This window comes from Nesterenkonia sp. Act20, from assembly GCF_019173455.1.
GTDB lineage: Bacteria > Actinomycetota > Actinomycetes > Actinomycetales > Micrococcaceae > Nesterenkonia.
Window position 1 is genome coordinate 1,032,753 of record NZ_JADPQH010000001.1, and the last position, 11,960, is coordinate 1,044,712.

Sequence of the window (11,960 nt, forward strand, 5' to 3'; positions counted from 1 at the left end):
TCGGCTCCGTACATCTATACTCCGCCTTCTGTCATGCGGGGTGCGCCCAGGTGGGCCCACACCCCCTGTGAGGAATTCAGCTTCTGCCACACCGCACCGACGTAAGCGCTCTGCAGGATCAGGGCGTAGATCAGTTCAGGGAGCACGAGGGCGGCGAAGATGCGGTAGCGCCAGGGCTGGTCCCAGACGGTGACCACACGCTCGAGTGCGAAGATGCCACCGATCAGCAACCACGCGGGCTCCACCCACACGAAACCATTGATGGCGTACGACGCCGTGGTCAGGACAACCAAGGTGCTCATCAATACGACCGAGAGAGCCAGCATGAACTGTTGGACGATGTAGCGCTGGGTCACGCGAGTCCAGCCCATCTCAGAGATGTTCTGAAGAGCTCCGAGGTACCACCGTCGCCGCTGCAGCCACAAGGTCGGCACATTGGGCATTGTCTCAGTCGTGCTCTGACACTCGGCGGGGGAACGCACCTGCCATCCGCACTCCCTCAGCGTCATCGTCAAACGCATGTCTTCGGTGATCGTCGCTTCGTCATAAATCGATCCGAATCGGGACTCCACGTCTTTCAATGCGGCCCATCTGATCAGCGCCGCGGTCCCCGACATGACGAATGTCTTGCCGGTGCGTTCAAGCTGCTCGGCGTACCGCACCCATTCGAGATATTGACACAGCTCCAAGTAGCCGGTGGGTCGGTCACCGTAGAACACTGCTCCCACCCCGCCCACGACAGGGTCCCTGAGCTCTTCCAATGCGCGCTCTATGAAGTCGGGGACGATCTGCGTATCAGCGTCCATGACCAACACGAATCCCTGGGGCTCCACGATTTCTAGGGCCTGATTCAGAGCGCCGGCCTTTCGTGCAGTGTTGTCAACGGTCTCCATGACCTCCACGCCAAATGCTTCAGCAATCGCCACGGTGTGGTCGGTGGATTCGTCGGACACCACGAGAATCCGGTCAGGCTGGCGGGTCTGCGCGCGAAGCGAGGCGATCGTTCCTGGAAGTGCGCCGACTTCATTGTGGGCGGGGATCACAGCCGTGATTTTCGCCCGATCTTGTTCAGGCATGACGGGGAACGGTCCTTAGTTTCAGTTCTCGGGTCCTACCGGTGCAAGGTGACCAACGAGAACGAGCCAGTAGTAAAAATTTGAAACAACTGATAGTTAGACTATCTAAATGCTTTGCAGAGTCAAGCGGGTATGATCCGAATCACATTCGTCTCGGTTTGCGGCGCGTGCCGTGAACTCCCCCGCCACGGCGGTGATGGGTCCCTTCCAAGTGGTCGCCCTCGCAGGAGACGCCCTGGGTCGATGCCAACAGCGAGTCCAACAGGACACCCGCGAGCATCGCGGCCGGTCTGGTGACCCGCTCTACGGGACTCGACGGACGCTGCGGCCATCCTGGGGACACTGAGTTAGATCTTTCGCCACCGGGACAAGACCGCCCTTGCCGAGCAGACCTCCGTGACAATCAGCGACCGATGACCTTCTCAAGAGATCGAAGGGTACGGGGCATTCGAAAACAGTGCTGGACTGGGCGTGGGGCAGTGCCCGTAAGCCGGTCGCTCACCGTGCACTCCCCCACCCCAAAACCGGCCCATACAGATACTGGGCTCAGAGTGCACGTTTACCCCGAACGATTTAAAGCACGATGAAGGTCCCCTATCTGCAACACTTGAGGGCATGACTGGACTTAAAATTGGATACGCCCGCGTGTCGACCACCGGACAAGACCTCACTGCCCAACGCGAAGGCCTCATCAACCTCGGGGTCGACGCCGATCAGGTCTACGTCGACCACGGACTCACCGGCACCAACCGCACCCGACCCGGGCTCCGCGAAGCCCTCGCAGCCGTCCGCTCCGGCGACACCCTGGTCGTGACGAAGCTCGACCGCCTTGCTCGATCCCTGCCTGATGCTAGGAACATCGCCGATGAACTCACCACGAAGGGCGTGACTTTGAGTATCGGCGGCAGTCTCTATGATCCCAACGATGCGGTGGGCCGACTGCTCTTCAACGTCCTGGGCATGGTGGCGGAATTCGAGGCCGACCTCATCCGGGCTCGAACTCGAGAGGGCATGGCGATTGCGAAATCGAAAGGGCGTCTGCGCGGGAAGCAGCCCAAGCTCTCCCCCTCGAAGCGGAAACACCTTCTCGCGACCCATAAAGCAGGAACGCATACCCAGTCTGAGCTAGCAGAGTTGTTCGATGTCTCCCGCGCGACCGTCTACCGGGAGCTCCAGCGGGCGCAGCCAGAGGCCTAAGTTCCTCACCCACCCGACTGTGCCGTAATGGCGAGGAGCATCGATTTCGAGCTCCATGGCCGGCCAGCCACCCGCATCCCTAGTTGTGAACCCGGAAAGTTCGAGGCGTGCCCAGTCAGCTACGCCGACACGGTCGCCAGCGAAGTTGCGGCGACCTTAGTGTCGGTCAACTGCGGAAGCAGTAGCGAAAGGGCTCGGTGAGCCAGATCGGCCTCGAGATACAGGTAGCTCTGGGGCGGATGGTTGATGCCTAGATCTTCGGCCAGACACAGAGGAGTCGAAGCCGTATATGCCATTTTCACTCGGATTCCAGTGCCTACGGAGTGCCCACGGTAATACTTCATGAGATCCCTGTAGGCGATCCCACCCACCTCTTTGAAAGCCCCCCAAAGCTCTCGTGGTGACTCTGACACTTGTTCCTCTACGCTGAAGACACCAACGACTCTTCGAACGGGGGCCGTGGCGTAGATCAACACATGGGTGACATCTCCAGCGACAGGCCGCTTCCGGAACTCCACGCGCTTTTGCCCTGACAGGATCTGCTCTGCGTAAACGGGATGGATAGACATCAGAGCGACGCGTCCAGTTGGTGCCGTATCCAGCAAGTTCCCTCCTCTGAGAATTTGGCGATGGATTGAGGCGCGGTGGCCATACCTGCGTGAGTCGCGAAATCCGCCATAGACCAGATCTTGTCCACACGACGATCGAAACGGAATCGTACACTCAACACAGAACTCAAATCACATAGCTTCTGAATGTCACGGTAAGAGTAGACCGTTCGCCCTGTCACCGCTTCCGCAATCTCCGAAGGATCATCAGAACGGTCCACAGATTCCACGACCCCCACCGCCGTGGGACCCGTCAACCCTTTTCCTCCGGTGCGGATAAAGACTAGAAGATCCCCAGGGACAAGTCGCTTTATCCCGGACCTGGACAAGTACGCCTTCCGAATAGCGTTGCCGCATGGTTCGTTGGGCAAGATCGCTTGCTGCTCTTCGATGTCGGGGAACAGCAGGCGATGGAACTGCGGCTGAATAGGTACCGCATAGGCGCGCTCCACACGAACGACTCCTGGCCCGTAACGCTTAGCTACCTCTAACGGGTGGAGCGTAGCCAAATTCGCACCGGGGACAAGATCCTTGACGAAGAGAATTTCACCCTTCTCGTTTCTGTCCTCCAATTCGGAGAAACCGAACCTGGGCAACCAGTTCCGAAGTGGCTCCTTGTCCTCAAGCGCACTGAGGTACAGCTGCTGAAAATGCTTGTGCCGTGCGTGATCGATGACAGCACGGAGTAGCAGCTCCCCACGCCGGTTCCCGGCTTGGCCATCCTCCACCTTGAACGTGCACACCTTGAGAACGGAGGATCCAAGTCCGTGAGGGTGTTGGTCAAGCTCAGGTTTTAGCACAGCTAGACCTTCAAAAGACTCTTCATCCCCAAGTGCGAGGCAGGTACGTCCACCCGCCACGACTTTACTTCGCCACCAGTTCTCGAAACCCAAGTAGTCCGCTTTTAATGTGTCGAAGAAGGGGCTCGATAGATTCAACCTATAGGCCTCCACCTGATTCGCGTCGGGAACATGGTCGAGGCCCGGATCGAGGAGATTCGAGAAGAAGTCCAGCGCATCTTGGATGGAAAGCGTAGGGGCAAGATCAGCTCGTTCGGCCCGTCGCCGCATCCGTCGGTCTTCGGTGACTAGCCATGAGCTCACTCCACTGGCATGGGCAGAAAGAACTTCCATATCAGCGCAGTCCTGGACCCTTGGCGCCCAGGGGAAGACCTCAGTGACATCCGGATTGAGTGGAACTCCTTCGAGAACCAGATAATGCTTGAGACGGTCGTAACGACGCTGTTGCCTCGCTCCTTCCACCCGGTCGAAGTCGCTTACTGTTCCATGGCTTACTGTCGGGATGAAGCCCAGGCGTAAGACGAGGTCGATGAGCTGGTGTGCGGCTTCGGCGTTGATGTTGTCGACATCTTCGTCGTTGACATGAGCAATAACGATATTCGTATCGAGGAGCACTTTGGGGGCAGTCACGGTCAGCACCCTCCTAACACATCCATCCTAATGCGGCAGACTATGAGACACGTGGGTGCTTTGGACATAAATAAAAATTCAACTTCCTATCCCATAAACTCAGCGGTTCCTGCGAGAGCCAGAAAGAGCTTCGACTCCAGGGGCCGACTACAGGTCTTCAAATTTTCGGCGGTGCGTCCGGCGCGTGTTCTCGCGTGGTCGAGGCCGATCGTTACCGACCTATGAACGCTGAATGGTGGCTACGCAATCCGTGGCAGGGCAGGGCCCACGGTCACCACAGACCAAGGCCCTTGTGAAACTATCGACTGATGGGAATAGTGCACTACCCCGAGTACCGGGAACACCAACGTCAGCGGGTGCAAACCAATGACACCATGATGGGTCTACTCGCTGGGTCGAAGCTCGCGTCGCAGACGCTGACGCTCACCAGCGGTTCCAACCTGCTCATGAGCGAAATCTTTCCTGGCGTTGAGCACGTCCGTCGGTTCAATCTGAGAACAGACAAAGCGCGGGAAGTCCTTGACGAAGCCGAGACATTGCTTGGAGTTCTTGCCGTTCCACAGGTGATTGCTTTGCAAGAGCACTTGCTAGTCGGAATGCTCGAGCTCCTGGAGCAGAATCTGACGACCCTTGGCAATATTTCGAGGAACGTTAGGGCTGTCAATGCTCATGAAGCAATTCAATCGGCGACTGGTGGACGTTTCAGCACAGACTCATTGGATCTATTTCATCTGGTTAGGCTGGCAAGAAACACCCACATACACAACGGAGCGAAGGCGAGTCCAGCCCTTGTTAACGCTGTCGCATCAACCGACGCACGGGCTCTTGAGGTGTGGGAGACCATCACAAAGACCAGCTTGCCTGCCTACCAGGTGGGTGATGAAGTACGACTTGGTCTTTCGGAACTTATCGGCATCCTGGCCGTCACGAAGCGTCTCGCCGAAGAGGCTAACCGCCTATTGCAACGAGCACTGCCGAGAAGCACCTGGGCAGACATCGCGGTACTGGACTGGTTAGACAACCGGACGCCAGGCAACGCCTCCCAGCAAAGCAGACAGCTACTCGGGATCTCGAGAAGGCACTACGGACCCTTAAGCCTCACGAAAGTCGAACTAGAAGCTGCCAAAACCCGAACGGGTGTAACTCAAAACAAAGAGGAGCTGACCTCTTAGGTCAACTCCTCTTCGCAAAACAGCCGGTGGCTTTACCAATTAAGCTACGTCTCCAATGGAGCCGCCAGGACTCGAACCCAGATCAACCGGTTCTGTGAAGTGCTTGGTCATGAACCAGCGTGCCCCTAGGTCAGACACTTCTCGAACTGAGCCTAATCTAACCGTGGGGCGCTAGTTGACGCAAGCGTCATCATCAGGCAGACGTCCGAGTTCCCCCGGGTGCGTGGTGGGTCGACCTCGACTTCCTAAAGCTGCACGGAACCAGGTTAGTCCGGGGTCCACGACGCGCCACGGAAAACTGCAGGAACCTTGCCATCTCCGCTACCCCTGGAGTAGGCACCAAACAGTCTTCTAGGTGTCTCAAAAACCTACTAATGTCTCAGACACGCCCTAATGGTCCCGCGACGATTACTGCCGTATTTGCCCAGGCCGACAGATTGACTGAGGAGTTGCATGCGCCTAGATTCTACGCAACAAGGGAATGTCAGTCAGGGCCCCCAGCCCCTACAGGACACACAGTAACGATTCTTCAGTCCCGAGCTAGTCAGCAGCCAGGAACGCATGTTGCTGACTAGCTCGGAGGAAGAGCGACAGATCGACGAAGACTTTAATCAGGTTCCCGAAGACGCCGTTCAAGATGAGGTCGACCATCTAGCAAGGCGGGTGGTTTCCATGATCTAACGCCAAAGGAAAGATCAGCTCTGGCCGGCCGCTCCACTGGAGGCCTCACCGTATTACCCCTAAACTGCCGGCAATGGTCTAGCGCATGCGGTAGTTGAGGTCTACCACCCGGCGCAGATCCGAGTCTTAAAGCGGGTAGAGGCGCTTCTTCACTCCTCGGATCCGCCGGAATAACGCCCAGTGTGACAGACCGCCTATATTACTCCTGCTTGGAACCATCAGCTGGAATCTATTTCCACGGAAAAGGAACAGCTGCGGGACATTCCCGTCGGAGCTCGCCTAGGTCTGCATCGATAGCCTGCCTGGTGTCAGATGGGAGAGTAGCGTATTCCCGCCTAAACCGCTCGAACCCAGCCAGGCTCATCGCCCCAGGGGATATTCCGATGTTGTCCTCGGAGTCGTAGAACGAGTAGCGCAACTCGCACATGTCAGGGAGAACTACATCGAAGTAGTGATCAATATTGACAGACGAGAGCTGCACGAAATAAGGGATCCGGACAACGTTATATCCGAGCGACCTGTAAAACGCGTCAGCCTCCTGGTCCTTAATAATGCGCTTCAGGTCCTGATAATGCTGGCGCCCGTCGAACTCGACGATTAAGGATTCAGACTCCGAGCGGTAGTCCGGCATGAAGCTTCGACGCTTATCCGTACCCCCTCGATCAATCTGAACTTCTTTTGGAATACGAGCGTCATGCACCCATTCGTCAACCGGCACGGATGGAAAGATGGCGTCAAGATACTCCAGGAGCGGAGTGTGCCGATCAGGGTTGAAGAACTTTTGAGATGAACTCTCACGCAGATATTTCCAGCGAGCCTGGTACACAGCATCCAGATCGACAGTCATGAGATCCCTCCCGAGTTGTATTAGTCGCAACATAGCAGAGAGGCGAACTCAGATAGCCCGATAGCTCGATAGCTCCATAGATGGCCCGATAGATAGATGGCTCGATTGCTAGACGAAGTGATCAATTCATCAGTCATGCTTGAGAGATGGGAAAACCGACGGCGATCGTCTACGTCGACGGGTTCAATCTGTACAAGGGACAGCTAGAGAAGAGGCCCGAGAACAAGTGGCTCGACCTGGTCGCGCTCTTCGACGACGTCCTCCACGACTTCGATGTGCAGCATGTCCACTACTTCACGGCACGCATCAAGGGGAAGATGAACCCGGAGGATCCGCAGGCGCCCTACCGACAAGACGCCTATATCCGGGCCCTGAAGACGCTTGATCGCCTCACCGTCCACGACGACTCTCTCTTCGCCGTGCACAACGGGCATGCCCGTGAGTACGTCGACGGCAAGGAGCAGCCTCCGCTGACCTACCACCACGTCTACAAGGTCCAGGAGAAGGGCTCGGACGTGAAGCTCGCGACGCAGCTGCTCATGGACTCACTCGACGAGCTCGCCCAGACCTACGTCGTGATCTCCTCCGACTCAGACCTGGCACACCCGATCAAGGTGGCCAAGGAGAGGTTCGGGGTCCGGGTGGGAGCGCTGTATCCGCGGGATGCGAGGACCAAGCTCTACGATCAGGCCGGCGTCGACTTCAGCCTGTATCTGCACCCGTCCTACGCGGAGCGCAACCAGCTTCCCGACGTCGTCCAGGCGACGAGGAAGCCGGTGCATCGGCCCACGTCGTGGCAAAAAGCAAGGCCCCACACGAGTGCGGGGCCTTGGGCCTGATCCAGAGGAACAGGGGTTGTGCCTTCACAGTAGCACTTGGACACCCGTCTTCTCCAGGGAGGACAGGGTAGGACAGGTCTGGACCGGCAAGTCATGCACTTGGTCCTCGGTCGACCCGCCTTTCTAGAATGCGGCGTAGCGCTTGAGCAGGACCTCCAGACGCTCTGTGTTGTCGCTGAGCCTGCGACGGACACCAAAAGATCTATCGACGACCGTGTCCAACTCGCGATGCGCCTTCCGTAGCGGGTCGGGCATGGCCAAGGGATCGTAGAGGTCCGCAAGCGTGGCGCCCTCGTACCGGCTCCTGGTGTCAGCGATGGCGTGCCAGGCGTCGGTCAGGTCTTCTTCGAGGTCATGGGATACGTTCGGCCACGGAATAGGGAAGTAGGAGAGTGCCGGCGAGAGCGCGAAGTCTGATTTGAGACGACCAGCAAACGTGCTGATCCATGCCATGAACATGGACGATTGCAGCAGTGCGGCGTGCCAGGGTTGAGCCTTTGGGAAGATGATGAGCTTATTACCGGCGATGACCTCCGGACCATACATCCGTCCGGGTATCCATTCGCGGTTCGATGAGGAAACTTCTGGCAGAGCGAAATAGCTAGTATCTGGCTGACGGTCTTGCGTGAACGCTCTCGAATTATTGAACTCACGTACAGACCGAGTCTTGGAAGCGCTACGCGACTTTTCAACGCCCTCGATTCGGTGTCGCAGGATGGCTGAGGAACGCAGGTCCAAAGGGTTCGCGTCCTTCAGCCAGAGACACCACCGGCGCTCCTGTTCTTGCAGCATGTCCCGCCCTTGCACGAAGCGTCGCAAATACGGACTCGCGTGAGGGTCCGCGGCCACCTCGTCGTACTCGCCCTCATCAACGAGCAGATGCCCTCCATCGGTGGGCTGACTTCCTTTATGAGCGTTTGGCATACCCGCCGTAGCGGGTTCACGCAGTTTGCTAGGAACTACGTTGGGGCCCTCTGCGAGATAGAAGTTGATCCGCTTAGCCGACTTCTCAATAGGCTCGCCCGCAATGTGGCTGTATGTGAATAGTCGGCGTCGTCGGTCAGGCCGTTCTGTCGCCGAGAAACCGACGATCACACAGTGGACTGAGGCCGCTCCCGGGGCTTCTGATGTCCATCTGAAGGTCTGATGCGCGAAGTCGATCTCATACCCGTTGCGCTCAAGCAGGGGCACCATGGTGCGGGCCTGCTCACCTTGGGTGAGAGAGCTGGTCGAGACAAAGCCGGCGCGGGCTGATCTGGTCTGTTTGAGATAGTCCATCGTCTTCGCGTACCAGCAGGCGACGTAGTCGAGGCGACCAGGACGAAGTCCTGTGCTGTCGACCAGGGTGAAGATCTCGCGGTTGTCTTCCTGCTGTTCTCTGCTCATGCCGTTCATTCCGATGAACGGTGGGTTCCCCAGGACAACCAGAGTGTCCGTGGGAGCAACGATGTCGTTCCAGTCGGTGCGCAGCGCATTGCCTGTATGGATGGTCTCGACCTTGTCCAGAGGCAGCAACTCAGGGGCAGTCCCGAGGCGGGCTTGCATCTCCTGGTTCGCCTGGTGCTCCACCAGGTGCAATGCCGTGTTGGCGATGCGGGCGGGCCAGTCCTCCAGTTCGATCCCGTGGAAGTTCCTGACCCGAACACTGACCTGGTCGCCCAGGAAGAACAAGCCCTGGTCCAGCACCGAGGTCGACTTGCGACCCTGATCGAGTTCTTGGATCCGTTCAATGATGCGCAGCTCCAGTGCCCGCATCTCGCGGTAGGCGATGATCAGGAAGTTTCCGCAGCCGCAGGCCGGGTCGAGGAACTGCATCTCACCGAGCCGGCTGCGCATGTTCCGCAGCCCCTGTACGGAGTCCTTCTTCGCTTCGAACTCAGCCTTGAGCTCATCAAGGAACAGCGGTCCGATGACCCGAAGGATGTTCCTCTCGGTGGTGTAGTGCGCTCCCAAGGCACGCCTAGCGGCCTTGTCCTTGACCGCCTGGAAGAGGGAACCGAAGATCGCGGGGCTGATGGCTGACCAGTTGAAGTAGCAGGCCTCGATGAGGTGGGTTCGCATGTCGGCGTCGAAGAAGGGGATCTCGACCACTTCTTCGAATAGGCCGCCGTTGACGTACGGGAACCTGGCCAAGAGCCCGGTGATGTTCTTCTGTCGCTTCTCCACGGGAGTGCGCAGCACCTGGAAGAGGAGATTCATCTGGGAACCGAGGTCTCCACCATCCTCAGAGGTGCGGTTCTCCAGGAACTCTAGGAAGAGGTCTCGTTCGCCCCATAGGGCCGTGTCGTCGGCGTAGAGCATGAACAGTGATCGGACCAGGAACACGCTGGCCGAGTGGTCGTCATACCCAGAGTCGGACAGTCCTTCATAGAGCGAGGCCATGAGCTGGGCCGCCTTGACCGACGCGGCCTCCCGCTCCTCGAAGGAGAGGACCCGTTGGCCATACCCAGCCAGGAACGACAGCTTGTCGGCGTGCTCATGAAAGTCTTGGATGTCCCACTCTGCGGCGTGGGTGTCGCTGCCTTCTTTGAGGTTGAGCAGACGGAAGGTCTTGAAGTCGCTTGTGAGCACCCAACCGGGGAACTCTGCGTCTGGAAGCCCCTGGAGGTAATCCAGGGCCTGTTCCTCGGCCTTGGCGAGACTCTTCCCTTCAGATTTCATCTCGATCGCGAGGATCCCCGGGACCAGCGCGTCGATGTAGCCCTGTGCCCCGGTGGAGGATCTCTGAGCGCGACGCTCATAGAGCGCGGCGCGAGACCCCGAGAGACCGTAGACGGAGAGGAGATCTCGCACGAACATCTGAGCCTCTTGCCGCTCGTCCCCGGCAGCGTCCTTCCAGTTCAAGACGAACTGGTCAGCTTGGCGGTAGATCTCCTCGAACGAACGGGCTTTATCCATCCGTTCAGGCTACACACAGGCAACGTCATCATCGCGCAGTGGTCCCCACCGAGCCAATCCTCGGACGATTCAAACAATTCATCCCGTCTCAGACGAGCCCCGCTACGGCTCTCGGCGCGCGATCTCCTCACGCAGCTCGTCGGTGGAGAACACGGCCAGCACCTGACGTTCCAGTGCGTCGTAGCCGACAGCTCGGGCTTTATGCTCGGCAACAGTCAACTGGTCCTCAGATGCCTCCGTAAGCATGTCCAGGACATCGGTGCGGTTGACCTCACGTAACTGCCCAGGAGATATCCGCAACGCGCTTGCAAGCCTCGCCAGCGTATCCGGGTGGGGCACCGCTCGACGCACCTCTCCCTGGCGGTATCGGAACCCCTGCATCGCGATGTGGATGGTTGCGGTCGACAATCCGGTGAGCTCAGCGAGCTCGGGCACCGTGTGCCTAGATTCCTCGTAGCAACGCCGCAGTAACTTGGATTCACCGGGGACCTGATCGTCGGGCAATGGAGTCTTCTTGGTGGACATGACCAGACCTCATTGGGGCGGGAGCCGGAACGTGGGACTAAGAAGATATCAGCGCGTCGTGTGCCAACATAGGTTCTAGAGGCTCACAATATCCGAAGCCTTGGATCACCCGGAGCTCAGTATCCAATGGGCCGATAACGGAGCCATTGCGTCGCTGTCGACCTAGCCGTATCGAGTTGACCTGACATCTTTCTTGACTACCCAGAATTCTCTCGCGGTAAAGACCCGCTCCCTGGGGCGCTGGTCATCGCGGGGTGGATCTGGGACCCCTGGCCCTCGGCACGAGTGTCCGCGCCCCGGCGGATGGTCAGGTCAGCTTCGCAGGTAGGGTGGTGGACCGCCCTGTGCTCTCGATCGACCACGGCGGGGGCTACATCAGTTCCTTTGAACCGGTGGAGACGATCCTCGAGGTGGGCGCTGCGGTCTCCGCAGGGACTGAGGTGGGATTGACCGCACCGGGGAATGGGCATTGCGAAGCGTCCTGCCTGCACTGGGGTGTGCGGCTGCATGGGGAGTACATCAACCCGCTGCTGCTCACCGGCGACCTCGAACCGTCGGTGCTGCTTCCGCTGGGACAGCAGTGACCCTCCACCGAGCCTCATGACCGCCCCTGTTCCCTGCCCAAGAGCAGTGCCAGAATGTCTAGACCGTCCCAGTGATCTCATCAACGTCTGAACAGAAGGAGCA

General features: G+C 58.5%; 9 protein-coding genes and 1 pseudogene. 5 read left to right on the forward strand and 5 right to left on the reverse strand.

Translation table 11 applies throughout. From position 1 onward, the window contains the following. Positions 1 to 14: 14 nt before the first annotated feature. Complete coding sequence (locus IY716_RS04785; RefSeq protein WP_218220442.1) at positions 15 to 1,076, reverse strand: glycosyltransferase family 2 protein; 1,062 nt, start codon at positions 1,074 to 1,076, stop codon at positions 15 to 17. A gap of 184 nt (positions 1,077 to 1,260) precedes the next feature. On the opposite strand from IY716_RS04785, the pseudogene IY716_RS04790 reads away from it, so the two are divergent. Then, a pseudogene (locus IY716_RS04790) lies at positions 1,261 to 1,401 on the forward strand (ISL3 family transposase); the annotation flags it as partial. A 290-nt stretch (positions 1,402 to 1,691) separates the two neighbouring features. After that, on the forward strand, positions 1,692 to 2,273 hold the full coding sequence (locus IY716_RS04795) for a recombinase family protein (protein WP_218220443.1): 582 nt from the start codon (positions 1,692 to 1,694) through the stop codon (positions 2,271 to 2,273). A 568-nt stretch (positions 2,274 to 2,841) separates the two neighbouring features. Here IY716_RS04795 and IY716_RS04800 read toward each other — a convergent pair. Then, positions 2,842 to 4,311 carry a PIN domain-containing protein gene (locus tag IY716_RS04800; RefSeq protein ID WP_218220444.1) on the reverse strand — a complete coding sequence of 490 codons (1,470 nt, stop codon included), beginning with the start codon at positions 4,309 to 4,311 and terminating at the stop codon, positions 2,842 to 2,844. A gap of 374 nt (positions 4,312 to 4,685) precedes the next feature. Here IY716_RS04800 and IY716_RS04805 point away from each other — a divergent pair, with 374 nt between their 5' ends. Further along, the gene (locus IY716_RS04805) at positions 4,686 to 5,483 is read left to right on the forward strand and encodes a hypothetical protein (protein WP_218220445.1); all 798 of its coding nucleotides are present in this window, start codon (positions 4,686 to 4,688) and stop codon (positions 5,481 to 5,483) included. Positions 5,484 to 6,393: 910 nt separating this feature from the next. Here the strand turns inward: IY716_RS04805 and IY716_RS04810 are convergent. Further along, entirely contained in the window at positions 6,394 to 7,011 is a 618-nt protein-coding gene (locus IY716_RS04810; RefSeq protein WP_218220446.1) for a DUF559 domain-containing protein, read from the reverse strand. Between the two features lie 146 nt (positions 7,012 to 7,157). Here IY716_RS04810 and IY716_RS04815 point away from each other — a divergent pair, with 146 nt between their 5' ends. After that, positions 7,158 to 7,850 (forward strand): NYN domain-containing protein, encoded by a 693-nt coding sequence (locus tag IY716_RS04815; protein ID WP_218220447.1) that lies wholly within the window; start codon positions 7,158 to 7,160, stop codon positions 7,848 to 7,850. Positions 7,851 to 7,973: 123 nt separating this feature from the next. Here IY716_RS04815 and IY716_RS04820 read toward each other — a convergent pair whose 3' ends face one another. Further along, positions 7,974 to 10,748: a DNA methyltransferase gene (locus IY716_RS04820; protein ID WP_218220448.1), complete on the reverse strand. Its 2,775-nt coding sequence runs from the start codon at positions 10,746 to 10,748 to the stop codon at positions 7,974 to 7,976. 102 nt (positions 10,749 to 10,850) lie between these two features. Continuing rightward, the gene (locus IY716_RS04825; RefSeq protein ID WP_218220449.1) at positions 10,851 to 11,273 is read right to left on the reverse strand and encodes a helix-turn-helix transcriptional regulator; all 423 of its coding nucleotides are present in this window, start codon (positions 11,271 to 11,273) and stop codon (positions 10,851 to 10,853) included. Positions 11,274 to 11,527: 254 nt separating this feature from the next. On the opposite strand from IY716_RS04825, the gene IY716_RS04830 reads away from it, so the two are divergent. Next, positions 11,528 to 11,857, forward strand: a complete 330-nt coding sequence (locus tag IY716_RS04830) for a M23 family metallopeptidase (RefSeq protein WP_218220450.1) — start codon at positions 11,528 to 11,530, stop codon at positions 11,855 to 11,857. The last annotated feature ends 103 nt before the right edge of the window (positions 11,858 to 11,960 follow it).